Origin of the sequence: Saccharopolyspora kobensis, from assembly GCF_900108315.1 — a bacterium.
GTDB classification, from domain to species: Bacteria; Actinomycetota; Actinomycetes; order Mycobacteriales; family Pseudonocardiaceae; genus Saccharopolyspora; species Saccharopolyspora kobensis.
In genome coordinates, this window is the sequence record NZ_FNVB01000002.1 from 1,171,925 (window position 1) to 1,198,387 (window position 26,463).

Here is a 26,463-nt window from a genome sequence, read left to right on the forward strand (position 1 = left end):
CAAATTCTCCCAAGGATCGAACGTGGTTTCGAGCAAATAACCGTCCCACAATCAGGTGAACACAACACTCGTCAAACGCGAAAACCCTTGCCTAGCAGCATAAATTCTTCGAAGAAGACGGGGGATGGCTCGGCGTGTCGTTGACCTACGCGCAGGCGCAAACGTGAAGACTCGCAAGTCCTAATAGGACGGAAGAAGAACCCCAACCCCAACCACCAAGCGTCCCGGGACAAAGCAGCGGCCGTCGTGCGGGAGAGCCGCACGACGGCCGCTGGCCGGGATCACCGGTGCAGGAAGTCCTGCACCCGCTTCCGGACCGCTCCGTCGTCGTAGGACCCGACGAACGCCCCGGCCATCCGGACCGGGTCTCCGAAGAAGAAGTGCTCGTAGAGGTTCTGCCGACCGGCGAAGGCGGAGGTGCTCGCGTCGAAGGCGAGCTTGAACAGGCGCACCCGGTCCGGGCCGTCGATCGACTTGCCCTGCAGGTAGGTTTCCACGTCCTCGCGGGCCGCGCCGAAGACGTCCTGTTCGGCCGGGAGGCCCATGAGGCCGCTCGCGGAGAACTTGCGGACGATCTCGGGGAGGCGCTGGGAGGCCTTCGGGTACCAGTTGCGAGCTGTGTTCAGCGGGGTCCACAGCGGGCTGTGGACGCCGAACTCGTTCTTGGCCGCCTGGGATTCCGCCGACTGGAGCAGCGCCTTGCCGATCTCGACCGTGGTGATCGCTTCCGCCAGGTCCTGCTGGATGTGCTGGAAGCCGTCGATGCCGATGGCGTCCGCCAGCTCGGTGAGCAGGCCGAGGAAGAACTCGCTCTTGGCGACCGTGCGGGTGACGACCTGGTGGGTCATGTGGGTCGTCGCGCTCGTGCGGGTGTAGAAGCCGTTGCACAGGTCGGTGTCGCGCAGGACGAACACGCGCTCGTACGGGACGTGGACGTCGTCGAAGATGACCACGCAGTCGCTCTCCTCGAAGCGCGCGGCCAGCGGTTCGTCGAACTTGCTGCGGTTGGCGTGCAGCGGCTGCCGGGCCAGGAAACGCAGGCCGGGGGCGTCGGTGGGGATGGCGAAGGCGAACGAGTAGGGCTCGTCCTCGGGGGTTCCGCGCAGGACCGTCGACGGGAAGACCAGCAGTTCGTCGGCGATCGGGGCGACGGTCGCCAGCATGCGGGCGCCGCGGACCACGATTCCGCTGTCGTCCTCGCGGACCACGTGCGCCATCAGCGCCCCGCCGCCCTGCTGACCGCCGCCGACGCTGCGGTTGACCTGGGGCGGGATCAGCGTGTGGGTGCACAGGAGGTCTTCTTCGCGGACCTTCTCGTAGTAGCGCTCGATGTTGTCGCCGAAGGCCGGGTCGGCCTGGCCGAACCAGGACTTGGCCTGACTGAGCGCCATGAGGGCGCTGTTGAGGTAGTCGCCGGTGCGGCCGAGCATGCCGCCGGTGTAGTTGGCCCAGGTGCGGAACGACTCCCGCCTGCGCCGCAGGTCTTCGTCGTTCTCAGGAACGAGGAACGAGGTGGCGACGCGGTCGCCGGAGGTAGGGGACTCGTAGGTCAGCACGTCGCGGTGCTCGGGGCTGACCTGCATGTCGAACAGTTCCGCGTAGGTGCGCGCCACGCCGGCGAAAGCGGGGTGGTCCGGCGTGTTTCCGGTGACGGTCTCGCCGTCGATCTGGACGTGGATGCGCCGCTGCGCGAGGTCGTCGAGGTACTGCTGTCCGGAACGGGCGCCCATTGTTGCCTCCAGGTTCAGAGCAGGTTTTCCATGCCGAGCAGGGGTTCGGTGATGGTGGTGAAGCGGCTGTTGGCGAAGCCGAGCAGGTCGCCGCCGCGGTAGTCGAAGTCGACGACCTCGCCGATGTGCAGCGTGTGGTCGCCGGCCTCGCAAGTGCGCCACGGGCGGCATTCGAGGTGCGCCAGCGCGCCCACCAGCTTCGGGGCCGAGCCGGTGTCGTCCCAGGCGGGTTCGGCCTGCGGACGTCCGGCGAAGTGCAGGGCGAGCGCCTGCTGCTCGGCTCCGAGCACGTTGACGGTGAACGGCCGCTCCGGCAGCTCGCGGTGCGCCTTGGCGGCGTTGGCGACGCTGACCAGCACCAGCGGTGGGTCCATCGACACCCCGGTGAAGGAGTTCGCGGTGAACCCGTGCCGTCCGCTCGGGCCGTCGAAGGTGATCACGGTGACGCCGGTGGCGAACCTGCCGAGGCAGGAGCGGAGCCGCCGTTGGGTGTCGGCCGGGGAGCGGGCCGTGCGGGGACGTGCCATCTCGGACCACCTGAGTTCTATAATCGAACGACCAGTTCTATTTGAGAACGCTAGTGGGCTGTGAGCGGCAGCACAAGGGGTGGGCGGCTATGTTCGCCGACATGGTCGAACGGGCGAAGAACGACGGGGCGCGGTCGCAGACGCTCTCCCGCGGCATCCAGGTCCTGGAAGTGCTGGCCGCGGCGGACCGGCCGCGCACCATCGACGAGCTGGCGGCCGAGCTCGGCGTGCACCGCTCGATCGTCTACCGGATCGTGCGCACTTTGGAGGACCACCGCCTGGTCGCCAGGGACTCCGCCGGCCGCTGCGCGCCGGGCGCGGGCTTGGCGGTGCTGGCGCACGGCGTCTCGCGCGACCTGCAGAGCGTCGCGGTCCCCGAACTCGCCGCAGTCGCAGCGGACCTGCGCATGACGTGCTTCGTGGTCGTGCACGACCACGGCGAGTGCATCACGCTCGCCAGTGTCGAACCCCGCCGCGCGGCAGGGACCGTCGCCGAGCACCCGGGCACCCGCCACCCGTTAGAGCAAGGAGCGCCCGGAGTGGCTTTGCTGACCTTGCTGGGCACCGAGGGCATGGGTGCGGACGTCGTGGAGCGCGTGGCGCAGGCGCGGCAGCAGGGCTACGCGACCAGCCACGACGAAGTGATCCCGGGCCTGTCGTCGGTGGCGGTGCCGATCGCCTCGCGCGCGCCGACCTGCGCGGCGGTGGCCGTCGTCTACGTGTCGAGCGACCGCTCGCCGGAAGACGTCGCCGAGCGGCTACAGGCCGCCGCGAACGCCATCGGCGCGCAGATCGGGTGAGGGCAGCGTCTTCGGCAACCCCGGTCGCCGCAGCGCTCCACAGAGGACAGCGCCGGACAGCGCCAACGCCGCAGCCCCCAGCAGCGCGACGGGGAAGCCCCACTGCGCGATGACCACTGCGCCCAAGCCGATCCCGACCACGCCGCTGGCAGCCTTGGCGCTGTAGACCAGTCCGTGCACTTCAACGCTGTGCTCGCCGAAGTACTCGCGGGCCAACGCAGCGGACAGCGGGTAGCAGGCCCCGCCGCCAACCCCTGCCGCAGCAGCTCCGGCGAGCAGCAGCGCGACCGAGCCCTGCGCGACACCGACCAGCAGCACCACCTGCCCGGCAGCCTGGACGGCCACCACCCAGCCGAGCGTGCGGCGGCAGCCGATTCGATCGGCGACCGGGATCGCCAGCGCCCGGCCCGCACCGTTGATCGCGATGAACACGGCGAACACGGGAACGCCCGCGTGCAACGCCAGGAACGCTGCGTCGAACAGCGAGGCGGTGGCAGCGCAGAACAGACACGCCGCCAGCACGGGCAGCGTCGGCGTGCGCAGCGCCTCGAGAGCCGAGAACTCCCGCACAGCAGGAGGCTTCGGCCTGGTCAAGGCCCACCGACGCGGATCGACGTGCGCAGGCCACCAGTGCTTCGGAGGATCGGCCAGCAGCAGACCGCACCCGAGCACCGCCACCAGGAGCGCCACCGCGAAGGCGTCCAACGCCACCGCGTTCACCGGCAGCCACAGCACGAACGGCACCGAACCGTAGGCGAACGCCCCGGTGACGAAGCCGACCCGCGCCGCAGCGCGCTCCGGGAACCACTTGCCCGCAGTCGACGTGCACGCCGCGTAGACCAGCCCCGCCCCGGTACCGCCCAGCACCGAGTACCCGACGAGCAGGCCAGGCGCGGACGCCGAGTGGGCGAGGCTCAACACCCCTCCCGCGCTCAGGAAAGCGCCCACCACCAGTGCGGTTCGCGGGCCGATGCGGTTGCGCTGGCGGAGGTGGGCGGCCGGCAGCCCGGCACCCGCCTGGCACACGGCCCAGCCCGCCAGCGCCCAGAACAGCTCATCGCGGGCGAGCCCCGCCACGACCAGACCGGGCACCAGCGAACCGTAGGCGTACTGCATGGTGCCGACGAGCAGCATCGGCAACCAGCACAACCACAGCACCGCACTCCGGGAGCGCCCGATGAGCTCGCTCGGGTGCTCGCCGAGCCGGTAGCGGCGGCCGTGGTGGTCGCGGACCTCCCGGCCCGGCGTGTGCAGACCGATCATGCCCGTGCCTCCGACAACCCCAGCCGGTGCGCCCCGGTGTAGACGTTCATGCTGCTGCCGCGCAGGAATCCGACCAGCGTCAGCCCGGATTCCGCGGCCAGGTCCACCGCCAGCGACGACGGTGCGGAGACCGCGGCGAGCACCGGAATCCCGGCCATCACCGCCTTCTGCACCAGCTCGAACGACGCCCGGCCGCTGACCACGAGCACGCTCCCGGACAGCGGCAGCCGCCCGGAGCGCAGCGCCCACCCGACGACCTTGTCCACCGCGTTGTGCCGACCGACGTCCTCGCGCACGCAGCGAAGCGCCCCGTCGAGCCCGAACAGACCGCTGGCGTGCAGTCCACCGGTGCGGTCGAAAACCCGCTGCGCGGCCCGCAACCGGTCCGGAAGCGCCGTCAGCAACTGCGGTCCCAGCGCTGCCGGGTCGTCGCGGACCGGCCAGTTCGCCACGGTGCGCACCGCGTCGAGGCTGGCCTTCCCGCACACCCCGCAGGAGGAGGTGGTGTAGAAGTTGCGCTGCAACGAGGTCTCCGGCAGCGCCACGCCGGGCGCCAGCGCGACGTCGAGCACGTTGTAGGTGTTCGACCCGTCGTCGGTGGCGCCCGCGCAGTAGCGGATGCTCACGATCTCCTCGGTGCGGCGCACGACTCCTTCGCTGACCAGGAAACCGGCCGCCAGGTCGAAATCATCGCCCGGAGTGCGCATGGTGACCGTCAGCGGCCGGCCGCCGAGCCGGATCTCCAGCGGTTCCTCGGTGACGAGGGTGTCCGGCCGGATCCGCCGGGCCCCGTCGCGGAGCTTCACCACCCGCCGCCTGCTGGTTACTCGTCCCACCGCTTGCTCACCCGCTCCGCCACATCCGCTCCTGCACCCACACGAACCCGATCGCGAACCCGACGCTGATCAGCGCCTGGTAGACCAGGAACGCCGCCAGCTGCGGCGGCAGTACGAGCCGCCCGGCCAGCACCAGGCCGGTGACGACCTCCTGCACCAGCCGCGCCAGCGGGAACGCGAGCAGCCAGTACAGCGCCACCGGCGCGAACGCACCGCCGCGCAGCACCCCGCGCGCCCGCAGGGCGCTGCACCCGGCACCGAACGCCGCCAGCGGCACGCCGAGCGCGACCGCGGTGACCACGGCCCAGCCGGCGGGCACACCGCTGAGCACCGCCAATCCGTCGGCGAAGAGCGCGCCGACCACGCCGATCACCAGCCCCGGCGCGAGGACCTGCTTCGTCGTGATCATCAGCTCACGACCACGCCGAAGGCGAACAGGCTGTAGAACAGCAACCCCAGGTAGAACACCGCGCCGAAGCCGATGATCGCGTTGCTCCACCACTTCGGCCGGATCGGGCGTGGCAGCATCCGGTTGTTCACCAGCAGCAGCACCACGCAGTAGGCGCCCATCGCGAAGGTGGACAGGAACGCCAGCACGTCCAGGATCGCGCCAGGACCGTCGGCCGGGCCGAACAGCAGGATCGCGATGCCGAAGAGGATCACGCCCCACAGGAACGCCGCGTACAGGTGCGACATCCGGAACCGCCGCGCCCCGGGCACGAAGTTGTACGTCATGTCGGCCTGCCCGCGGGAGAACGAGTCGAACAGCCCGAGCGTGGCGTTGAGCCCGATCAGCGCGATGAACCCGAGGAACACCGAGCCCAGCACCGGGCCGCCCGCCGAGGTGAAGGCGTCGGCCATCGCGGTCAGCGATGCCTCCCGCTCACCGGACTCGATCAGCCCGCGCACGTCCGGGTTCTCCCGGGCCGCGGACTGCGCCAGCACGGTGAACGAGATCGTCACCAGCATGGTGATGCCCCAGAACAGCAGCAGCGCGTCGAAGGTGACCCACCGCCGCCAGCCCCGCCACTTGCGCAGCTCCTCGGGATCCTCGGTGTCGAACATGAACCCGCGGGAGGGCATCGCCTCCTCCTCGCCCGCGTGCCGCAGGCCGCGGATGCTCGGGATGTGCGCGCCCATCCCGGCGCCCTTGTCCCGGAGGTGCAGGGTGTACCACATCTGCTGCATGCCCGACGGCCCGGCGAAGGCGACCGCGCCGACGACGATCGGGAACCAGGTCGGCGACATCGCCTCGGCGGGGAAGTAGCCGAAGTGGAACATGCCGGTGAGCGTGCTGGTCAGGTCCGCGAGGTTGCCTACCATCGCGGCCACCACGGCGGTGCCCACCACCAGCAGCCCGATCAGCACCGACAGCACGTTCTCCAGCAGGTCGTAGATCACCTTGGCCAGCGTGAAGATCACGCCCACCAGCAGCAGCCCGATGCACGCCGAGACCACCCACGGCACCCCGGTTATCTCCTCCAGCGCGGCCGCTCCGGCCGAGAGGTGCCCGGGCCAGATGTAGACGGCGATCGCGGTGACGAAGAAGAACCACATCACCGGTTTGGCCACCCGCGCCGCGCCGGAGAAGATGCTCTCCCCGGTGGCCATCGCGTAGCGGGCCATCTCCAGCATCACCACGGCCTGCAGGGTGACGCCGATCAGGAACAGCCACCGGATCTCCGGGCCGAAGACCAGCACCAGCCGGGGCCACATGTAGGACTCGCCCATGCCGACCCCGAGCGCGACCAGGAACACGGTCGGGCCGAGCAGGTGGATCGACGGCGGCGATTCGGGCAACGCGCGGATCGGCATCGGTTCCAGCCGGCCCGCCTTCCAGACCTTGCTCGCTATGACCGGTTCTGAATCTCTCCCCGGCGCCTTCTCAGCGTCCACACCGGACCTCCTCGCCCTTCGGGATTCGCTGTGCTCACACGTGGTGATCAGGCGCCTCCCGTCCGCTGCGGGGCACGAGGAGAGAATCCGCGCACCCCGCAGTGGCAAGTGCCTGATCAGGCCTTTCGGGTGGTGCTCGGCGTCATCCGGGGCGCGGGCCCCGGGTGGCGTCAGTCGAGGAGTCCGGCCGCCCTGGCCCACTGGTACTTGGCGCCGAGGACAGCGACGGGCTTCTCGGTGGTGTAGGGGAAGGCGACGATGCCGTGGTCGTACAGGTAGTCGGCGGCCTTCTCCACCTCGGTGTCCCCGGCCAGGGACACCACGATCGGTTTGTCCACGCCGTCGGCGCGCGCCTCCTCGGCGACCCGCGCGGCCAGCTCGGCGAACACCATCGGCGGCGTGACGATGGTGTGCCAGTAGCCGAGGATCAGCGCGTGGATGCGCGGATCCCGCAGCCCGAGCCGGATGGTGGCCTCGTAGGTGCTGGGCGGTTCGCCACCGGTGATGTCGATCGGGTTGCCCGCGGCGCCGAACGGCGGGATGTAGCGGCGGAACTCCGCGTCCAGGTCCGGCGGGATGTCCATCAGCCGCAGGCCGTTGGCCACGCAGGCGTCCGACAGCAGCACGCCGGAGCCGCCGGCACCGGTGATGATGACGACGTTCTCGCCCTTCGGGGTGGGCAGCACCGGGATGCCGCGCGCGTACTCCAGCATCTCGTTGAGCCCCGGCGCCCGGACCACCCCGGACTGGCGCAGGACGTCGTCGTAGACCTTGTCGTTGCCTGCCAGCGCACCGGTGTGCGAGCTGGCCGCCCGCGCGCCCAGGTCCGTGCGCCCGGCTTTGAGCACCACCACCGGCTTCTTCTTGGTCACCCGCTGGGCGGCTTCGACGAAGGCCCTGCCGTCCTTGAGGTCCTCCAGGTGCATGGCCACGCAGTGTGTGTTTTCGTCCTGCTCGAAGAACGTCAGCAGGTCGTCCTCGTCCACGTCGGACTTGTTGCCCAGCCCGACGATCGCCGACACGCCCATCTTGGTGGTGCGGCTGAAGCCGAGGATGGCCATCCCGATGCCGCCGCTCTGCGAGGTCAGCGCGACCCCGCCGCGCACGTCGTAGGGCGTGCAGAACGTCGCGCACAGGTTCTGCGGCGTGTAGTAGTAGCCGTAGATGTTCGGTCCGAGCAGCCGGATGCCGTGCTTGCGGGCGACCGCGACGACCTCGTCCTGCAGCTCCTGGTTGCCGGTCTCGGCGAAGCCGGAGGGGATGAGCACCGCCGCAGCGACGCCCTTGCGCCCGCAGTCCTCCAGCGCCGCCGCCACGAACTTGGCCGGCACCGTGAACACCGCCACGTCCACCGGTCCCGGCACGTCGGTGATGCTCCGGTAGGCCGTGCGGCCCAGGATCTCGTCGGCCTTCGGGTTGACCGGGTGGATCTCGCCGGCGTAGCCGCCGTTGATCAGGTTCTTCATCACCGAGTTGCCGATCTTGCCGTCCTCGTTGGACGCACCGATCACGGCAACGCTGCCCGGGTTCATCAGCCGCCGCATCGCCTGCAGGATCTCCTCCTGAGAGCGCTGCGGCGGTGCCTCCTCCGGCTCGGTGGCCAGCACGATCCGCACGTCCGCGGCGACGGCTCCGGCGGCGGTGGCGAAGACCGGGTTGAGGTCGAGCTCGCCGATCTCCGGGAAGTCGTCGACCAGCTCGGAGACCCGGCGCAGCACGTCGGCCAGCGCCGCCGCGTCGACCGGTTCACCACCGCGCGCACCGCGCAGCACCTCGGCCGCGGCGATGTCGTCGAGCATCGACCGGGCCTGTCCGGGGGAGAGCGGCGCGAGCCGGAAGGTGACGTCCTTGAGCACCTCCACCAGGATCCCGCCGAGCCCGAACGCGACCACCTTGCCGAAGGTCGGATCGGTGGTCGCGCCGACGATCACCTCCAGGCCGCTGACCACCTGCTGCACCTGCACCCCGGCGATGGCCGGGTTCTCGGTGAAGGCGTGCGCGTTGGCCAGGATCTCCGCGTAGCCGCTGCGCACCGCTTCGTCCCCGGAAACGCCCACCAGCACGCAGCCCGCGTCGGTCTTGTGCAGGATGTCCGGGGAGACGATCTTGAGCGCCACCGGTCCGCCGATCTCGCTGGCCAGCGCCACCGCTTCATCCGCGCTGGTCGCCAGGCCTTCACCGGCGGTGGGGATGCCGTAGGCGTCGCAGAGCTGCTTGGCCTCCGGCGCGGTGAGCGCGGTGCGGCCCGCTGCCCGGACCGCGTCCAGCACTTCCCGCACGCGGGCTTTCTCGTGTGCCATCCTCAGATCACCCCGTTCGCCTTGAGCTCGGTCAGCTCGGCCGCACCGATGCCCAGCCGTTCCTGGAAGATCTCGGCGGTGTGCTCGCCGAGCAGCGGGGAGCGGTCGATCCGCACCGGGGAGTCGGACAGCTTGATCGGGCAGCCGACGGTGCGGAACGGGCCCCGCTCCGGGTGGTCGACGGTGACGATCATGTCGTTGTCGGCCAGCGAGCTGTCCTCGATGATCTCCTTGGTGGACAGGATCGGACCGCACGGCACGTTGTGCTCGTTGAGCGCCGCCAGCGCCGACCACTTGTCCTGGCCGAGCGTCCACTCCTCGATCAAGGCGAACATCTTGTCCAGTTTGGACAGGCGGGCCTCCGGGGTCGCCCACTCCGGGTCCTCGATCAGCTCGGGCCTGCCGATCAGCCGAGCGATCGGCGCCCAGCCCTGCGGCTGGACGATGACGTAGAGGTAGTCGTTGGGCCCGCCCGGCTTGCAGCGCACCGCCCAGCCGGGCTGCCCGCCGCCGGAGGCGTTGCCCGACCGCGGCACCTCGTCGCCGAAGCCGGCGTTGGGGTACTCGCGCAGCGGTCCGCGCGCCAGCCGCTGCTGGTCGCGCAGCTTGACGCGGCACAGGTTGAGCACCGCGTGCTGCATCGCCACCGAAACGCGCTGCCCGCGGCCGGTGCGCTCGCGCTGCAGCAGGGCGGCGAGGATGCCCGCGACGGTGTGGATCCCGGTGCCGGAGTCGCCGATCTGCGCTCCGGTGGCCAGCGGCGGCCCGTCCTCCAGGCCGGTGGTGCTCATCGAACCGCCCATCGCCTGGGCGACGACCTCGTAGGCCTTGAAGTGGGTGTAGGGGCCGTCGCCGAAGCCCTTGATGGAGGCGTAGACCAGGCGCGGGTTGATCTCCCGCAGCCGTTCCCACGGGAAGCCCATCCGGTCCACCGTGCCCGGTCCGAAGTTCTCCACCAGCACGTCGGATTCGGCGACCAGCCGGGTGAAGATCTCCTTGCCGCGCTCGGACTTCATGTTCAGCGTGATGCTGCGCTTGTTGCAGTTGAGCATGGTGAAGTACAGGCTGTCGGCGTCGTCGACGTCGCGCAGCTGCCTGCGGGTGATGTCGCCGGTCGGCGCCTCCAGCTTGACCACGTCGGCGCCGAGCCAGGCCAGCACCTGCGTCGCGGACGGCCCGGACTGGACGTGCGTCATGTCCAGCACCCGGACACCTTCCAGAGCGCTCATCTCAAGTACCTCTTCTGTCTTCGAAGCGGCGGAGCCGCTTGGCCCACCTGCGGCGCTCGCACCGCCGCGGGTTCTCAGCGCTCGCCTGGCGAGGACGGCTGTCCTGCGCGAAGCCGGGCGGGCGCTGAGGTTCCGCTACCGGCACCGCCGGGCGAGGCGGGTCTGGAAACGACGAGTTCTCACTTGTACATCGTCTGGTTCATGGTTCCCGGGGCGTAGACGTCGGGATCGACCCACACGTTGATCAGGGACGGCTTGCCGGACTCCCGGGCGCGGCGCAGGGCAGGGCCGATCTCGCCGGGTTCGCGGACCTCTTCGCCGTAGCCGCCCAGCATCTGGGCGAACTTGCTGTACTCCACGTCGCCGAGGGTGTTGCCGATCCGGCCGCGGTCCGCGCCGTACTTGGCGATCTGGCCGTAGCGGATCTGGTTCATCGAGGAGTTGTTGCCCACGATCCCGATGAACGGCAGGCCGAAGCGCACCATCGTCTCGAAGTCCCAGCCGGTGAGGCTGAACGCGCCGTCGCCGAACAGACACACCACCTCCTCGTCGGGGCGGGCGTGCTTGGCGGCCATCGCGAAGGGAAGCCCGACGCCGAGGGTGCCCAGCGGGCCGGGATCCATCCAGTGACCGGGTGCCTTGGGCTGGATGACCTGGCCGGAGAAGGTGACGATGTCGCCGCCGTCGCCGATGTAGCGGGAGTCCTCGGTGAGGAACTCGTTGATCTCGTGGACCAGCCGGTACGGGTCGATGGGGGAGGAGTCGGAGAGCTGGCGCGGCAACCGCTTCTCGTAGGCCGCCGTCTCCACCTCGCGCAGTTCGCGGATCCAGCTCTCCCGCTTGCCCGCGCCGTTGTCGAGCCGACCGGAGGTGGCCTGGGCCAGCGCGGTGAGCACCGCGTCGGCGTCGCCGACGATGCCCAGGTCGATGTCCCGGTTGCGGCCCACCGTCCGGTAGTCGAGGTCGATCTGCACCACGGTGGCGTCGGGGGAGAGGCGGCGGCCGTAGCCCATCCGGAAGTCGAACGGGGTGCCCACGATGATGATCAGGTCGGCGTTGCCGAAGGCGTGCCTGCGGGCGAGCTGGAAGTGCAGCGGGTCGGCCGGTGGCAGGGTGCCGCGTCCGGCGCCGTTCATGAACGCGGGCAGGTTGAGCTCGCGCACCAGCTTGACCGCCGAGTCGGTGGCCCGGCACGTCCAGGTCTGGCTGCCCAGCAGGATGCACGGCTTCTCCGCCTTGACCAGCAGGTCGGCCAGCTTCTCCACGGCGTCGGGATCGCCCGCCGAGCGGGTGGAGGCGCGGTAGCCGCCGGCCAGCGGAATGCGGGCCCGGTCCACCGGCACCTTCGCGTCGAGGATGTCGCGCGGGATCTCCAGGAACGACGGGCCGGGTGCGCCGTGGAAGCACTCCCGGAAGGCCATCGACACCATGTCGGCGACGCGCTCGGTGTGCGGGACGGTGGCGGCGAACTTGGTGATCGGCGCCATCATGTCCACGTGCGGGAGGTCCTGCAGCGATCCCATCTTGTGCTGCGACAGCGCGCCCTGGCCGCCGATGAGCAGCATCGGGCTCTCCGCGCGGAAGGCGTTGGCCACGCCGGTGACCGCGTCGGTGGTGCCCGGTCCCGCGGTCACCACGGCGCAGCCGGGCCGGCCGGTGACGCGGGCGTAGCCGTCGGCGGCGTGCGCGGCGACCTGCTCGTGGCGGACGTCGATGACCTCGATGCCCTCGTCCGCGCATCCGTCGTAGATGTCGATGATGTGCCCGCCGCAGAGCGTGAAGATGGTGTCCACGCCTTCTGCTCGGAGCGCTTTGGCGACCAGGTGACCGCCGGAGATCAGCTCTGCTGCGCCTGCTTGCTCGGGTGATGTCTGGGCCATGAGCGCTCTCGTCCTCTCGGGGGGAACGGGCTGCGGTCGGCTCCATACTGCATACCGTATGAGGCGATTCCAGGGATACCGCAGCGAGTGGCCGGTTGTCCATACCCGGTCGCCCGGATGCAGGCCCCGTCCGTCCTAAGTGGAGCCACGAGTCGATCGGCCGGTGGTTTTCCCGAGTGTTGACATACTGTATACTGCATGCTCTGGCGGATGTCCGGGATGGTTCCGGCCTGTTCAGCCGCGTTGGAGCACCGCCGACATTGCCATCGAACGGCGGATGGCCGGTGGCCGACCGGCGGGCGAGCATGGGACTCCCGCGTTGCGAGATCTGGAGGAGCGCGTCGCCGGACCGGTCCCGGTGTTGGTCCGGCCGGGTGGTGATTCCGCGCGAAAACACCGGTGTCGCACCACGAGCGGATCTGCGCGATCTCCGAACCGAGGAGGCAGCAATGAGCTACACCCGGTTGACCGAGCCCCTGGTGCGCGACGGCGGCGAGCTGCGGCCCGCGTCGTGGGCGCAAGCCCTGGACCGCGCGGCCGAGGGGATCGCGCGGACCATCGAATCCCGCGGCCCGGACGCCTTCGGCGTGTTCTCCTGCGCCCGTTCCACCAACGAGATGAACTACGTGGCGCAGAAGTTCGCCCGGGCGGTCATCGGGACCAACAACGTCGACTCCTGCAACCGGACCTGCCACGCGCCGAGCGTGGCGGGCCTGGCCCAGGTCTTCGGCAGCGGCGGCGGCACCTCGTCCTACCAGGAGATCGAGGACGCCGACGTCATCGTGATGTGGGGCTCCAACGCCCGCGAGGCGCACCCGATCTTCTTCCACCACGTGCTCAAGGCGGTGCACCGCGGCGCCAAGCTCTACGTCGTGGATCCCCGGCGCACCAGCACCGCCAAGTGGGCGCACCGGTGGTTGCAGCTCGACGTCGGCACCGACATCGCGCTGGCGCACGCCATCGGCCGGGAGATCATCAGCTCCGGACTGGTCAACCGGTCCTTCGTCGATCGGGCCACCAGCGGCTTCGAGGCCTACGCCGCCGAGGTCGAGCAGTGGACGCCGGAGGTCGCCGCGCTGGAGACCGGGGTTCCCGCCGAACTCATCGAGGAGCTCGCGCAGGCCTACGCCCGGGCCGACCGCGCGCAGCTGTGCTGGACGTTGGGCATCACCGAGCACCACAACGGCACCGACAACGTGCTGTCGCTGATCAACCTCTCGCTGCTGACCGGGCACGTCGGCCGCTACGGCGCCGGGCTGAACCCGCTGCGCGGGCAGAACAACGTGCAGGGCGGCGGCGACATGGGCGCGATCCCGAACCGGCTGCCGGGTTTCCAGGACATCCTGCTGCCGGAGGTGCGGGCCAAGTTCGACGCGGCGTGGGGATCGAGCATCCCGCCCCGCTACGGCTGGCACCTGACGCAGATGTTCGAGGCCATGGACCGCGGCGAGCTGACCGCGGTGTACGCCATCGGTGAGAACCCGGTGCAGTCCGAGGCCGACTCCGGCCGCACCCTCAAGCGGATGCAGAACCTGGAGCACCTGGTGGTGCAGGACATCTTCCTGACCAAGACCGCGCAGCAGGCGCACGTGGTGCTGCCCGCATCGGCGGCCTGGTGCGAGAGCGACGGCACCTTCACCAACAGCGAGCGGCGCGTCCAGCGGGTGCGCAAGGCGCTGGATCCGCCGGGGCAGGCGCGCGACGACATCGACATCATCTGCGAGATCGCGCGGCGGCTGGGCCACGACTGGCACTACGAATCCGCCGAGCAGGTGTGGGACGAGATGCGGGCGCTCTCGCCGATGCACCGGGGGATGAGCTACCAGCGGCTCGCCGACCTCGGCGGCATCCAGTGGCCGTGCTACTCCGAGGACGAGCTCGAACCGACCTACCTGCACGGCCGGTTGTGGGCGGAGGATCCCGCCGAGCGCGGCGAGCCCGCGACGTTCGCGCCGGTGCGGCACAGCCCGCCGGTGGACGAGCTCAGCGAGGAGTACCCGCTGCGCCTGACCACCGGGCGGCGGCTGGACTCCTACAACACCGGTGTGCAGTCGGGCGGTTTCAGCTCGCCGATGCGGCGCGGGGAGACCATCGACCTGTGCCCCGCCGATGCCGAACGGCTCGGCGTGGTGGCCGGGGAGAAGGTGCAGATCTCCTCGCGGCGCGGCTCGATCGTGGCGCCGGTGCGGCTGGACGAGGGGCTGCGGCCGGGGCTGGCGTTCATGACCTTCCACTTCCCGGACGAGGTGGACGTCAACCTGATCACCATCGAGGCCACCGACCCGGTGGCCGGCACCGCCGAGTACAAGGCCTCGGCGATCCGAGTCGACAAGCTCCCCGCCGAATCCGCCGTCTGAGGCGGGGGAGCGGTCGGTTTCGTACGAGATCGACGTGGTACCGGGTGATGGCGGTTCGGGATCTCGGGCGCGAGGAGGCGCGGTGGATCTGCACTTGCTCAACGACACACCGACGGATGTCGAGAGGGCCGCGGTCGACGCGCTGCTCGGCCCGCCCGGCGGCAACGGGCGCGGGCCGGGTCACGGGCGCGACCAGCTGCTGCCCGCGCTGCACGCGGTCAACGACCGGGTCGGCTGGATCAGCCGGGGCGCGCTGAACCACATCTGCGAACGGCTGTCCATCCCGCCGGCCGAGGCCTACGGCGTGGCCAGCTTCTACGCGTTGTTCGCGTTGCGGCCGCGACCACCGCGGGTGGTGCACGTCTGCGACGACCTGGCGTGCCGGACTCGCGGGTCGGCGCAGCTGTGCGCGGCGCTGGAATCGGTGGAGGCGAGCGGCGAGGTGATGTGGCTGCGCAGCCCGTGCCTCGGGGTGTGCGAGCGGGCGCCCGCGGCGCTGGCGTTCCAGGCCGGTGATCCGGCGCGGACGCAGCTGCTCGCACCGGCGTCCGAGAAATCCACTGTGGACCTTGTGGTGTCCGGCCCGGTCGATGGAGATCAGGAGCCGCCTGCGCGCGAATCGGTACCGCAGGCCGGTGACGCCTCGCTGCGGCTGCTGCGGCGGATCGGTGCGGTCGATCCGGAGAGCCTCGACGACTACCGCGCGCACGGCGGCTACCTCGCGCTGCGCCGGGCCTTGGAGATCGGCCCGGCCGAGGTCGTCCGGCAGGTCAGCGAGGCCAAGCTGACCGGGCGGGGCGGCGCGGCGTTCCCGACCGGCCGCAAGTGGGAGGCCACCGCCGGGCAACCGGCCCAACCGCACTACCTGGTGTGCAACGCCGACGAGAGCGAGCCGGGCACCTTCAAGGACCGCGTGGTCATGGAGGGGGATCCGTTCGCGGTCATCGAGGCCATGACCATCGCCGGGTTCGCCACCGGCTGCCGTCGCGGCTACCTCTACATCCGCGGCGAGTACCCGAGGGCGGTGCGCCGCCTGCGCAACGCCATCGACCAGGCGCGCGAGCGCGGTCTGCTGGGGCGCAGCATCCTCGGCCGGGAGGAGTTCGACTTCGACGTGGAGATCCGGCGGGGCGCCGGTGCCTACATCTGCGGCGAGGAGACCGCGATCTTCAACTCCATCGAGGGTTATCGCGGCGAACCGCGCAGCAAGCCGCCGTTCCCGGTGGAGCAGGGCCTGTTCGGCAAGCCCACGGTGGTCAACAACGTCGAAACGCTGATCAACGTACCGCTGATCCTCACCGGGGGCGGCGCGGAGTACGCCCGCACCGGCACCGCGGACTCCACCGGCACGCGGCTGTTCTGCCTGTCCGGCAACGTGCGGCGACCCGGCGTGTACGAGGTTCCCTTCGGCACCACGCTGCGGCAGCTGCTCGACCTCGCCGGTGGCGTCGAGCAGGACCGGCGGCTGCGCGCGGTGCTGCTCGGCGGCGCGGCGGGCGGGTTCGTCGGTCCCGATCAGCTCGACCTGCCGCTGAGCCTGGAAGCGGTGCGGGAAGCCGGTGCCACGCTCGGGTCGGGGGTCGTGCTCGTCTTCGACGACACCGCGGACCTGCCCGCGCTGCTGCTGCGCATCGCCGCGTTCTTCCGGGACGAGTCCTGCGGCCAGTGCGTGCCGTGCCGGGTGGGCACCGTGCGCCAGGAGGAAGCGCTGCAGCGGCTCGTGCGCGACCGCGGCGATGGCGCCGAGGACCTGGCGCTGTTGCGCGAAGTCGGCCGGGCGATGCGCGATTCCTCCATTTGCGGGCTGGGGCAGACCGCCTGGAACGCGGTGGAATCAGCTTTGGACCGGCTCGGCACCTTCACCGCCGCGCAGCCGCCCGACCGCACTCCGGGGGATCGCGACGCAACCCGGCCACCGGAAACCTCCAACGCAAGGACGAGCTCGGACGCGACCACCACTGCGAATCGCGGAGAGGCGGAACAAGCATGACGGCTGTTGATCTGGGACTCCCGCGCCGGCTGGTCGAGTTCACCCTGGACGGCCAGCCGGTCAGCGTGCCGGAGGGCTCGACCATCCTCGACGCGTGCACCGCGCTGGGCATCGAGGTGCCGACGCTGTGCTGGGGCGACACGCTGCGCCCGCGCAACGCCTGCCGGATGTGCATGGTGGAGGTCGAGGGTTCGCGAACCCTGGTGCCCGCCTGCTCCCGGCGGATCACCGACGGGATGGTGGTGCGCACCGACTCCGAGCGCACCCGGCACAGCAGGAAGCTCGTGCTGGAACTGCTCGGCTCCTCCGCTGACCTGTCGAGCACGCCGGAGGTCGCGGGCTGGATGGCCGAGTACGGCGCCGACCCCGCGCGGTTCGGCCCGCCGGCCCCGGCCGAGGACCGCGACGAGCGCCCGCCGGGCGAGCACGAGGCACCGGACGGCTCGGTCGCGGCGACCGTGCACCAGCCCGCCAAGGTCGACAACGACCTCTACGTCCGCGATTACGGCAAGTGCATCCTGTGCTACAAGTGCGTGGACGCCTGCGGTGAGCAGTGGCAGAACTCCTTCGCGATCGCGGTGGCCGGTCGCGGTTTCGACGCGCGGATCTCCACCGAGTTCGCCGCTCCGCTGCCGGAATCGGCCTGCGTCTACTGCGGCAACTGCATCGAGGTCTGCCCGACCGGCGCGTTGAGCTTCAAGACGGAGTTCGACATGCGCGCCGAGGGCACCTGGGACGAGTCCAGGCAGCGGCGGACCACCACGGTGTGCACCTACTGCGGCGTGGGCTGCAACGTCACGCTGCACACCCAGGACAACGAGATCGTGCGGGTGACCTCGCCGCACGACAGCTCGGTCGGGCACGGGAACCTGTGCATCAAGGGCCGGTTCGGCTGGCAGCACGTGCAGAACCGGGAACCGCGGCCATGACGGGCCGGGCGGGCAACCACCTCAGCGGCGTCGATCGCGTCCTGCGCACGCTGGCCGGAGCGGCCGGCCGCGACGCCGACGACCTGGGCCGGTTCCCCCGCCCGGTGATCAACGCGCTCGGCCGGGCGGGCGTCCTCGGCCTGACGCTGCCGATCAGGTGCGGGGGCGGCGGGCACGGCTTGGCCGAAGCGGCCCAGGTCGTCAGGCAAGTCGCCCGGGTATGCGGCTCGACCGCTGCCGTGCTGCAGGCGCACTTCGCCGCCGTGGCGGTGCTCGCCGAACACGCCGAACCGGCCCTGCTGCGCGAGATCGCGGCGGGCCGCCACCTGAGCACGCTCGCGCTGGCCGAGGAAGGAAGGCCCTTCGCACCGGTCGCCCGGCCTCGCGAGCACGGCGGCGTGGTCGACCTGCACGCCCGCAAGAACTGGGTGACCGCGGCGGGCGAAGCCGACAGCTACGTGTGGTCCAGCCGCGCGGTGGGTCCCTCGGGAGCCAGCACGCTGTGGCTGGTGCCCGCCTCCGCGCCGGGGATGTGCGTCCCGGCGCGACCCGAGGGGGTCGGCCTGCGCGGGAGTGCGACGGCCACGATCACCGGGGATCCCGTGCAGGTGCCCGCCTCGGCGATGCTCGGCGCTGACGGCGGCGGAGTGGAGGCCGTGCTGACGACGGTCCTGCCGTGGCTGTGCGCGTTGAACGCGGCCCTGGCGCTGGGACTGGCGGAATCGGTGGTGCAGCGGTCGATCGAGTGCGTCAACGGCCCGCAGCCATCGTGGGCGCGCTGGCAGGAACCGCCGCCGCGGCAGCCGGAAGTGCGGGCTGACCTGGCGCGGATGCAGACCCGGATCGACGTGGTCCGCTTGCAGCTGTCCGACGCGGTGCGGGCGACCTGGCAGGAACCGGCCGAGGCGCAGCGGCGGTTGCTGCAGCTGCGGGCCACGGCGGGTGAGAGCGCGGTGCGGGTCGCCGAGCTCGGCATGAAGGTCTGCGGGCAGTTCGCCTTCCGCAAGGACTTCGGCGTCGAACGCCGCTTCCGCGACGCCCACGCCGCGACCTACGGCCAGTTCCCCGTCGACGCGGCGCTGGACTACCTGGGCCGGATCCTCTGCGACCTGCCGCTGCTGGGCTGAGCGGTGGCCGCCCACTCGCGCTGGAGCATCGCGTAGACCAGCTCCTCGCGCCAAGAGCCCCTGATGCGCATGCTCTCCACGAAGTGCGCCTCGCGGCGCATCCCCAGGCGCTCCATCAGCTTGGCGGAGGCCAGGTTGTGCGCCGAGCAGCGGCCGAAGATCCGGTGCAGGTCCAGCCCTTCGAAGCCGAGCCGCAGCAGCGCCCGGGCGGCTTCGGTGGCCAGGCCCTTGCCGTGGAAGTCGGGGTTGAACACGTACCCCACCTCGCCCTGCCGGTCCTCCCGGCTGCGCCAGACGAGCTCCACCTGGCCGACGATCTGGTCGGTCTCCGGCAGCACGGCGGCCAGGCTCAGGCAGTCGCCGTCGTCGGCCAGCGTCGTCTCGCGGACCATCTGCTCGACCGCCGCTTCGGTCTGCGCCCGGTCGCGGGCCTCCCACAGCAGGTGCCGGGCGACCTCGGGCTGCCGCTGGTAGGCCCAGACGTCGTCGACGTCGTCGGGGGTGAACGGGCGCAGCAGCAGCCGGTCGGTGGTGATCGGCGCGGTAACCGTGAACACGGTGCGACCCTATCCGCTGCGGCGCCCGCCACCGGCGGATCCGGCTCAGCTCTCGGAGTTCTGCGCGAGGTAGGACTCGCGGGTGTGCTCGGTGTGCTCGCGCATCAGCTGCGCGGCGCGCTCGGCGTCCTTCTTGGCGATCGCGTCGATCAGGGCGGAGTGCTCGTCCCACGACTTCTTGCCGCGCGACTTGGCCACCGGGGTGTGGTACCAGCGGACCCGGCGGTTGATCCGCGCCGCCAGCTCGCCGAGCACCTTGTTGCCGGACATCTCGGTGATCCGGGCGTGCAGCTCGGCGTTGGCCGCCACCACCGCCTCCACGTCGTCGGCCTTGAGCGCCTGCACACCGCGCTTGTAGATCTGCTTGAGCTCGGCGATGCCCTCCTTGGTGGAGTTCAGCGCCGCCAGCCGGGCGGATTCGGCCTCCAGCAGGGTGCGCACGCTCAGCAGCTGGTCGGCCTCCTCCGGAGTGGGGCTGTGCACGAAGGCGCCGAAGCCGGGCCGCAGGTCCACCCACTCGTCCTTCTTGAGCCACTGCAGCGCCTCGCGCACCGGCTGCCGCGACACCCCGAGCAGCTCGGCGAGCTCCTTCTCCACCAGGTGCTGGCCCGGCTTGAGCTCGCCGGTGACGATCAGCTCCAGGATGGCCTCGTAGACGGTGTCGCGCAGCGGCACCGGACGCGCGACCTGGCGGGCGGCCAGGCCCTGCGGCGGTTTCGAGGTCAACGACATGCGCAGCTCCGGGGTCGGTCGGGGGCGCGGGTGTTTTGCCCGATGGATTTAGCATACAGTATGTCATCTTCGTCCGGGTCGACAACGTTCCACAGAGGACGGTCGCTGCGCCGAACGGATGGATCGCCTTGCCGGCGCTGGACATCGCCGGTCCGGCAGGTCTAGAACGGCAGTGCGGGGCCGATGTCGGCCATCGGGGTGCCGATCGCTCCCGAACCGGAGGCGCTTGTGGGCGTGCCTGCGATTTCGTTGTCGGCGGCGGGAATCCTGCTCGCCCTCGTCGCCTGGGATCTGACCGCAGCCGGACGGGGCCGGTCGCTGCGCCGCTGCACCCTGCTGCTCTTCGCGCAGCTCTTGGTGGCCGCGCTGGTCGGCGCGGTGCTCCTCGGCGCCAGCGGGTCCGGTGCCGCCGCGCAGTTCTTCGCCGGCTGGGCGACCTCGCTGGCCGCGACGGTGGATCTGCTGGCCGTGCTGCTGTCGGTGGCAGCCGGGATGGAGACCGTCGCGGTGGTCGTGGTCGTCGGTGTGCTGGCCCGAGGTGCGCTGGCCTTCGCCGATGCGCCCCTGGTCGGTGTCGTCTCGGTCGTGTTCGGCGCCGCTGTGCTGTGGGCGGCCTGGCGGGCCTTCCGCGGGGAGGGCCACCCACCCCGGCCGCTGGCTCCGCGCCTGGCCATGGCCGCGGTGGTGCTCGCCGCGCTCGTCCTCGCGCTGCTGTCGGCCGCTGCCACCCGCGAGGTGACCGGCTCGGCGCCTCTGGTGCTGGTGGCGGGTGTGCTCGCGCTGGTCGGGTTCCGGCACTTGTTCGGGCTGCTGCGCGGCTTGCTGGCGCGGGTGCCGGATGCCTCGGTGGGGCTGGCGGTGGTGCTGGTGTTCATCGGGGTGAAATCGGTGCTGGCCGGGTTGAGCGGAGGCGGGCCCGCGCACGGCGCGCGGGTCGTGCTGCTGACGCTCGGCATGGTCGGGGCCGTGGCCGCGTTGGGCGCCATCACCGCGGCGCGCCGGGCGGCGCGCTGACCGCTACGCCGAGGGCGAACGGGCGCGAGAGCGGGAATCCAGCGGCTCTCCGCGGCGTTGCGCAGGCACGCACTCCGGTGGGAGGTCGTGATGTCCGGGACGCCGCAAGACCCGTTCGACGCGCTGGACGGCTACTCGCGCACCGTGGCCCAGGTGGCCCGCACGATCACGCCCAGCGTGGCGAGCTTGCACTCGGCAGATGAGCGGGGCGAGGGAACCGGCTCGGCGGTGGTGTTCACCGAGGACGGCTTCCTGCTCACCAACGCGCACGTCCTCGGCAGGGCCGATGGCGGCACCGCGCGCTTCGCCGACGGGTCCGACGCGCCGTTCTCCGTGATCGGCGCCGATCCGCTGTCGGATCTGGCGGTGGTCCGCGCGGTGGGCGGCACGCCACCGCCGGTGGTGCTGGGCGACAGCGACCGGCTGGTGGTCGGCCAGCTCGTGGTCGCGGTCGGCAACCCGCTCGGCCTGGCCGGTTCGGTCACCGCGGGCGTGGTCAGCGGGCTCGGGAGATCGCTTCCCGCGCGCAGCGGTCAGGCCGCCCGCATCATCGAGGACGTCATCCAGACCGACGCCGCGCTCAACCCCGGCAACTCCGGCGGGGCGCTGGCCGATTCGCGCGGCGTCGTGGTGGGGATCAGCACCGCGGTCGCCGGGGTGGGCCTCGGGCTGGCGATCCCGATCAACGCCACCACCCGCCGCATCATCGATTCGCTGGTCCGCCACGGCCGGGTCCGGCGCGCCTACCTCGGCCTGGTGACCACCCCGGCGCCGCTGCCCTACGAACTGGTCGAACGCACCGGCCAGCAGACCGGGCTGCGCGTCGTGGACGTGGTCGCGCACAGCCCGGCCGCGCGAGCCGGGCTGCACCGCGGCGACCTCTTGCTCACCGCGGGCGGCAACCCGGTGCGCGACGCCCAGGGGCTGCAGCGGCTCATGTTCGCCGAGGCCATCGGTCGGCCGCTGCAGATCACCGTGACCCGCAGCGGAGCGCTCGTGGACGTGATCGCCGAACCGGTGGAACTCCTGGACAGCCCGCGCTGACCGGAGCAGCGCGTGGCCGAGGCGATGCCGTCTGGACCCATCTCGGGGGAACCAGGATCAGATTCCGCCCGGCTCTGCTGTGCGGGGGTGCGACCGGAGCAGTCGGCGTCGCGAGTGGTCCGGCCGTCGACGAGATCGTCGCGGGCAGGCGGCCTGTTCGATGCGCGGGCATGGAAAATTCCGGTAGATCGACTGGTGTTCCTGACGACTGGTGGTGCGCGTCTGCGAACGCGCCCTGCTGCCGGAGCGGTCGGTGTGTCGGCGGATGGGTGCCGGTTCACCGAGGTAAGGTGGGTGATCGTGGGTCGGGTGGCTGGTGCGAAGGCGTCGAGGCGTCACAAGGTCGCGGTGTGGCGATCGATGATGGAAGTCCACGCCGCCGTGCTGAAGGAGATCGAAGCCGACCTGGCGAACAAGCACGGTCTTTCGCTGAACGAGTTCGACGCCCTGATCAACGTTCCCGCGGCCGGGATCGGCTTCCGGGAGCTCACCGACCGGGTCATCTTGAGCCAGAGCGCGCTCAGTCGTCTCGTCGACAGGCTCGAGGTCAGGGGACTCGTCGTGCGGATCGGCGCGGAGGGCGACTCCCGGGCGGTGGACGTCGATCTCACCGAGGAGGGGAAGAAGCTCGTGCGCAATGCCGCCCGCACGAACGCGGCTGCGGTCGAGCGCGCGTTCGCCGACCGGCTCTCGGGCGAGGAGCTGGAGTACCTGTACGAGGTGTTCTCCCGGCTGCTGGGCGGCCCGGTCGAGGTCTGAGTCCCAGAGCGGGATCCGAGCTGCCGTTACCGAGCGGTTCTCCGCGCTGAACACCGCCAGGCACTGCCGTGCCGAATCCAACTCGGGACGACACGACGTGAAGCGCGGGGACGGACGGAGTCGCGCATCGTGTCCGCCCCCGCGCTCCGGCGTGGATCCGCCACGCCGATATCAGCCGAGGGCGGGGTAGTCGGTGTAGCCGGTGTCACCGCCGCCGTAGAGACCTTCGGGGTTGATCGGGTTGAGCGGGCCGTTGATGCGGAAGCGCTCGACCAGGTCCGGGTTGGCGAGGAAACCGCGACCGAAGGAGATCAGGTCGGCGCCCCTTCGCAGCCACTGCTCGGCGTTCGCCCGGCCGGCGTCGGCCGGTGGCTCGGGGAAGGGGTTGAGGGGGTTGACCACGAGGATGCCGGGCCAGGCGGCGCGGATCTTGGCGTTGATGTCCTCGTCCTCGGCGGCCACCAGGTGCACGTGCGCGAGGTCCAGCGGCGCCAGGGCGGCCAGCAGCGCCGGGTAGAGCTCCGTCGCGTCGGTGTCGGCGATGTCGTTGATCGGCTTGGCGGGGGAGATGCGCAGTCCCACCCGGTCGGAGCCGATCGCGTCGGCCACGGCTTCGGCGACTTCGACGACGAAGCGGATGCGGCCCTGGATGGAGCCGCCGTAGGCGTCCGAGCGCTGGTTGCTGTTGGGCGCGAGGAACTGGTGCAGCAGGTAGCCCATCGCGCTGTGCAGCTCCACGCCGTCGAACCCGGCCTCGACCGCCCGGCGTGCGGCGTTGCCGAACTCTTCCACGATGGCTCGGATCCCGGAAATGGTCAGCTCCCGCGGCTCGACGAGGTCCTGAGCTCCCGACGGCGTGAAGATCTGCCCGTTCGCGCGGACGGCGGAGGGCCCGACCGGGGGCAGGCCGTGCACGCTCGGGTGCCCCACCCGCCCGGAGTGCTGGATCTGGTTGAAGATGCGTCCACCCGCCGCGTGCACGGCGTCGGTGACCGCGCGCCATCCCGCGACCTGGGCATCGGTGTAGATGCCCGGAGTCCCCGGGTAGCCCTGGCCCTGCACCGAGGGCTGCGTGCCCTCGGTGATGATCAAGCCGGCCGAGGCGCGCTGGGCGTAGTAGGTGGCCGTGCTGGGCGAGGGGACGCCCTCCTGATCGGCGCGGCTGCGGGTCATCGCTGCCATCACCATGCGGTTGGGCAGCTCCAACCGGCCAACGCGGACGGGTTCGAACAAGGACATGGGAATCTCTTTCATGCTGGGCCCGGCGGAGCGCACCGGGTTCTGGGGAAGGCTTTTTGAACGCGTGGCCGGGACGGCTCGGTGGAACGTGGGAGAACCGGGTTCGTTCCGGATCGACGCGTGCGAGCCCCGACGTCGAGATCGCTGTCCGCACAACGGCTTTCCGCTCTGCCGGGCCGGTTCTGGCAGCCCGCTGGAACAGCGCCGGATCACACGGCCCTGAATCTCGGGGCCGGGTCGGCGTTCGCGGTGCCGCCGCGGGCGGTCCCGTCGGTCGACTTGATCAGGAAGACGTGCGGCTTCCCGCCGCCCTCGGCTCGCCGGAGCGTGGCCGTTCGGTCGCGCCGGTGCCTGGCTTTCGCCCTCGGCTTCCGCTGCTGGAACCGATCGGACAGCAGTCCTGCGATACCGAGTGCGAACGGCAGTGACAGGACTCCCGTCAGGAGAAGTCGGTTGATCCGGAACATGGGAGAACACCTCGTGCTGCTCGAAAATCGTGCTGATCGTCAACCGCCGGCTGCGTCGTGCGGCCTCGGTGGTTCGCGGAGGAGGAACCCCGTCTGGCGAACGCGCATCCGGCTCGGCTGCAGCCGGGGTGGACCTGGAGGGATGTGGTGGGTTCTCGGTGTCGGCCGAGAACCCACCACGTGCTAACCCTCGGTGGTCAACGGACCGTGCTCATCGAACGATGTGCAGGCCGTGGCCGATCGGACCGTGGTCCAGGAAGCACAGCTCGGCCTGGCCCTCGTGGTGGTGGCCCTGGACGTGGTGGAAGACCCAGCGGCCGTTGTTCCACCGGTGGTTCCAGCGACCGTCGCGGTGGTTCCAGCGACCGTCGCGGTCCTCCACCCGCACCGAAGCGCTGCTGCTGGCGTTGGCCGAGCCGCGGCCCTGAACCTGGGCGGAGGCCTGGCTGCTGGCGGTGGTCGATCCGCGCCCGTGGACCTGTGCGGAGGCCTGGCTGCTCGCCTCGGCCGAGCCGCGGCCCTGAACCTGGGCCGAGGCCTGGCTCTCGACGCGGATGCTGGCGTCCTGTCCCTCGGCGGAAGCCACTCCGGCGATGCCGAGCGCGAGCGGGAGCGTCAGCGCTCCGGCGGCCAGCACACGATTGATCTTGCGCATCAGTAGTGCACCTCGTTGTGTCAGATCATTGAGATCTTGCTTGTCGGGCTTTCGGCGTGGGTAGCTGGTCCACGTCGTGCGCCCGGTGGGACGAGACCCGCATGCTGATCTCGTAGTCGGCTCAACCTCCGCGCTCCGGCAGGTAATCCCTGATGATCTGTGTTGTACAAGACGGACTTTGTCCTTGATGCGCCGGTGGTTTCCGTTCAGAATCATGCGCCCGCATAGAAGTTATATGCATGCGCATTGATGTTTGAGTAGTGCGCCGAGGTTTGTGCGACGGGAGTGCCGCCCGTGGTCGCGCCGGTCTCCGGAGTGCGGCGGGAAAAGGGGGCTCGCCCGATTCGAATCCCGCGCCGGGCCGATCGCGGACCGTCGGCGACCGATCACGATGCGATGCTTGCGGTCGGGGCCGAGAATCACGTGCGGAAGTGCCGACCGGCGTCCGCGCGCCTGAGTTCGGCGCGCGTGGTCATCGAGGTAGATTGATGGCGAAGCGTGTTCAGGAGGCGTTGATGGGGCGGGGTGCGAGGTCGGCCGGGGACGAGCGCGAGCTGATGATGCTCCTGCTCGGGGTCTTGGCCAGGCTGCGCGAGCACCTCGACTCGGCGTCCGTCGACGTCGGCCTGAGCCTCCCGCAGGCGCACACGCTGTTGCGACTGGAGCGGCCCCAGCGGATGGGCGAGCTCGCGGGCGCCCTGCATTGCGAACCCTCCCACGTGACTGCCATCGCGGACGTGCTCGAGGCGTCGGACCTGCTCGAGCGGCAGTCCGACCCGGCCGACCGCCGGGCGAAGCGGCTCGTGCTCACCGCGAAGGGGGCGAAGCTGCGGGAGCGCCTGCTGGCGCGGCTCGGAGAGGGCTTCCCGATCGCCTCCGAGCTGGATGCCGGGCAGCGGGACCTCCTGGCGGAGCTGCTGCGCGAGGCGCGGGATTCCTCCGGCGACTGACGCCGCGTGCCGTCGACCCCGCTGACTCCGGTCGCGGGGCCATCAGCCTGTTCTCACCGATCAGAGGTCACGTCCGCCGGGTGTTCGGATCCCGGGAAAATTACTTCACTCACAGAATGTTTCACTTGCTGAAGTAAAGTGCTTCACTGACTGAAGCAAGTGGCCCCGAGGTGGGGTGCGCT

22 protein-coding genes are annotated in these 26,463 nt (G+C 70.7%); 9 read left to right on the forward strand and 13 right to left on the reverse strand.

Annotated features, from left to right (window positions below; genetic code table 11):
* Positions 1 to 281: 281 nt before the first annotated feature.
* Together hpaB and C4T78_RS05225 are read right to left on the reverse strand one after the other, a co-directional pair.
* Positions 282 to 1,730: a 4-hydroxyphenylacetate 3-monooxygenase, oxygenase component gene (hpaB, locus tag C4T78_RS05220; RefSeq protein WP_093353008.1), complete on the reverse strand. Its 1,449-nt coding sequence runs from the start codon at positions 1,728 to 1,730 to the stop codon at positions 282 to 284.
* 14 nt (positions 1,731 to 1,744) lie between these two features.
* A complete protein-coding gene (locus tag C4T78_RS05225; RefSeq protein WP_093146167.1) occupies positions 1,745 to 2,257 on the reverse strand; it encodes a flavin reductase family protein in 513 nt (170 codons plus the stop codon).
* 101 nt (positions 2,258 to 2,358) lie between these two features.
* Here C4T78_RS05225 and C4T78_RS05230 point away from each other — a divergent pair, with 101 nt between their 5' ends.
* Positions 2,359 to 3,057 (forward strand): IclR family transcriptional regulator, encoded by a 699-nt coding sequence (locus C4T78_RS05230; RefSeq protein WP_093353738.1) that lies wholly within the window; start codon positions 2,359 to 2,361, stop codon positions 3,055 to 3,057.
* On the opposite strand, the gene C4T78_RS05235 is transcribed toward C4T78_RS05230, so the two are convergent.
* The 7 genes from C4T78_RS05235 to C4T78_RS05265 all read right to left on the reverse strand — a co-directional run bounded on the left by C4T78_RS05235 (position 3,016) and on the right by C4T78_RS05265 (position 12,461).
* Positions 3,016 to 4,320 (reverse strand): MFS transporter, encoded by a 1,305-nt coding sequence (locus C4T78_RS05235; RefSeq protein WP_093353011.1) that lies wholly within the window; start codon positions 4,318 to 4,320, stop codon positions 3,016 to 3,018. The two genes, C4T78_RS05230 and C4T78_RS05235, sit on opposite strands and share 42 nt — an antisense overlap.
* The gene (gene fdhD, locus C4T78_RS05240) at positions 4,317 to 5,156 is read right to left on the reverse strand and encodes a formate dehydrogenase accessory sulfurtransferase FdhD (RefSeq protein ID WP_093353014.1); all 840 of its coding nucleotides are present in this window, start codon (positions 5,154 to 5,156) and stop codon (positions 4,317 to 4,319) included. Before fdhD ends, C4T78_RS05235 begins: the two co-directional genes overlap by 4 nt.
* A gap of 7 nt (positions 5,157 to 5,163) precedes the next feature.
* On the reverse strand, positions 5,164 to 5,565 hold the full coding sequence (locus C4T78_RS05245) for a hypothetical protein (protein ID WP_093353016.1): 402 nt from the start codon (positions 5,563 to 5,565) through the stop codon (positions 5,164 to 5,166).
* A complete protein-coding gene (locus C4T78_RS05250) occupies positions 5,565 to 7,052 on the reverse strand; it encodes an Nramp family divalent metal transporter (RefSeq protein ID WP_235863554.1) in 1,488 nt (495 codons plus the stop codon). The genes C4T78_RS05245 and C4T78_RS05250 overlap by 1 nt, the downstream gene beginning before the upstream one ends.
* Before the next feature lie 170 nt (positions 7,053 to 7,222).
* Entirely contained in the window at positions 7,223 to 9,352 is a 2,130-nt protein-coding gene (locus C4T78_RS05255) for an acetate--CoA ligase family protein (protein ID WP_093353019.1), read from the reverse strand.
* 2 nt (positions 9,353 to 9,354) lie between these two features.
* On the reverse strand, positions 9,355 to 10,581 hold the full coding sequence (gene frc / locus C4T78_RS05260; protein ID WP_093353021.1) for a formyl-CoA transferase: 1,227 nt from the start codon (positions 10,579 to 10,581) through the stop codon (positions 9,355 to 9,357).
* 179 nt (positions 10,582 to 10,760) lie between these two features.
* Complete coding sequence (locus tag C4T78_RS05265) at positions 10,761 to 12,461, reverse strand: thiamine pyrophosphate-binding protein (protein ID WP_093353024.1); 1,701 nt, start codon at positions 12,459 to 12,461, stop codon at positions 10,761 to 10,763.
* Positions 12,462 to 12,910: 449 nt separating this feature from the next.
* Here C4T78_RS05265 and C4T78_RS05270 point away from each other — a divergent pair, with 449 nt between their 5' ends.
* The 4 genes from C4T78_RS05270 (at position 12,911) to C4T78_RS05285 (ending at position 18,864) form a co-directional block, all read left to right on the forward strand.
* Positions 12,911 to 14,818 carry a molybdopterin oxidoreductase family protein gene (locus tag C4T78_RS05270; RefSeq protein ID WP_093353027.1) on the forward strand — a complete coding sequence of 636 codons (1,908 nt, stop codon included), beginning with the start codon at positions 12,911 to 12,913 and terminating at the stop codon, positions 14,816 to 14,818.
* A gap of 82 nt (positions 14,819 to 14,900) precedes the next feature.
* Positions 14,901 to 16,808: an NADH-ubiquinone oxidoreductase-F iron-sulfur binding region domain-containing protein gene (locus C4T78_RS05275; protein WP_093353030.1), complete on the forward strand. Its 1,908-nt coding sequence runs from the start codon at positions 14,901 to 14,903 to the stop codon at positions 16,806 to 16,808.
* Positions 16,805 to 17,737 carry a 2Fe-2S iron-sulfur cluster-binding protein gene (locus C4T78_RS05280; protein ID WP_093353033.1) on the forward strand — a complete coding sequence of 311 codons (933 nt, stop codon included), beginning with the start codon at positions 16,805 to 16,807 and terminating at the stop codon, positions 17,735 to 17,737. The genes C4T78_RS05275 and C4T78_RS05280 overlap by 4 nt, the downstream gene beginning before the upstream one ends.
* Positions 17,734 to 18,864 carry an acyl-CoA dehydrogenase family protein gene (locus tag C4T78_RS05285; RefSeq protein ID WP_093353036.1) on the forward strand — a complete coding sequence of 377 codons (1,131 nt, stop codon included), beginning with the start codon at positions 17,734 to 17,736 and terminating at the stop codon, positions 18,862 to 18,864. The genes C4T78_RS05280 and C4T78_RS05285 overlap by 4 nt, the downstream gene beginning before the upstream one ends.
* Here the strand turns inward: C4T78_RS05285 and C4T78_RS05290 are convergent.
* Both C4T78_RS05290 and C4T78_RS05295 read right to left on the reverse strand, forming a co-directional pair.
* Positions 18,822 to 19,421 carry a GNAT family N-acetyltransferase gene (locus C4T78_RS05290; protein ID WP_093353039.1) on the reverse strand — a complete coding sequence of 200 codons (600 nt, stop codon included), beginning with the start codon at positions 19,419 to 19,421 and terminating at the stop codon, positions 18,822 to 18,824. The two genes, C4T78_RS05285 and C4T78_RS05290, sit on opposite strands and share 43 nt — an antisense overlap.
* A 45-nt stretch (positions 19,422 to 19,466) precedes the next feature.
* The gene (locus C4T78_RS05295; protein ID WP_093353042.1) at positions 19,467 to 20,153 is read right to left on the reverse strand and encodes a GntR family transcriptional regulator; all 687 of its coding nucleotides are present in this window, start codon (positions 20,151 to 20,153) and stop codon (positions 19,467 to 19,469) included.
* A gap of 234 nt (positions 20,154 to 20,387) precedes the next feature.
* On the opposite strand from C4T78_RS05295, the gene C4T78_RS05300 reads away from it, so the two are divergent.
* The 3 genes from C4T78_RS05300 (at position 20,388) to C4T78_RS05310 (ending at position 22,970) form a co-directional block, all read left to right on the forward strand.
* Positions 20,388 to 21,167 carry a TerC family protein gene (locus C4T78_RS05300; protein ID WP_143185875.1) on the forward strand — a complete coding sequence of 260 codons (780 nt, stop codon included), beginning with the start codon at positions 20,388 to 20,390 and terminating at the stop codon, positions 21,165 to 21,167.
* A gap of 90 nt (positions 21,168 to 21,257) precedes the next feature.
* Positions 21,258 to 22,211 carry a S1C family serine protease gene (locus C4T78_RS05305; RefSeq protein WP_093353048.1) on the forward strand — a complete coding sequence of 318 codons (954 nt, stop codon included), beginning with the start codon at positions 21,258 to 21,260 and terminating at the stop codon, positions 22,209 to 22,211.
* An 87-nt stretch (positions 22,212 to 22,298) separates the two neighbouring features.
* Positions 22,299 to 22,970: a MarR family winged helix-turn-helix transcriptional regulator gene (locus tag C4T78_RS05310; RefSeq protein WP_181138255.1), complete on the forward strand. Its 672-nt coding sequence runs from the start codon at positions 22,299 to 22,301 to the stop codon at positions 22,968 to 22,970.
* Between the two features lie 171 nt (positions 22,971 to 23,141).
* Here C4T78_RS05310 and C4T78_RS05315 read toward each other — a convergent pair whose 3' ends face one another.
* Complete coding sequence (locus C4T78_RS05315; RefSeq protein ID WP_093353054.1) at positions 23,142 to 24,209, reverse strand: alkene reductase; 1,068 nt, start codon at positions 24,207 to 24,209, stop codon at positions 23,142 to 23,144.
* A 678-nt stretch (positions 24,210 to 24,887) separates the two neighbouring features.
* The gene (locus C4T78_RS05325; RefSeq protein WP_093353060.1) at positions 24,888 to 25,331 is read right to left on the reverse strand and encodes a hypothetical protein; all 444 of its coding nucleotides are present in this window, start codon (positions 25,329 to 25,331) and stop codon (positions 24,888 to 24,890) included.
* A gap of 488 nt (positions 25,332 to 25,819) precedes the next feature.
* Here C4T78_RS05325 and C4T78_RS05330 point away from each other — a divergent pair, with 488 nt between their 5' ends.
* Positions 25,820 to 26,281 carry a MarR family winged helix-turn-helix transcriptional regulator gene (locus tag C4T78_RS05330; protein WP_093353063.1) on the forward strand — a complete coding sequence of 154 codons (462 nt, stop codon included), beginning with the start codon at positions 25,820 to 25,822 and terminating at the stop codon, positions 26,279 to 26,281.
* Positions 26,282 to 26,463 lie beyond the last annotated feature (182 nt).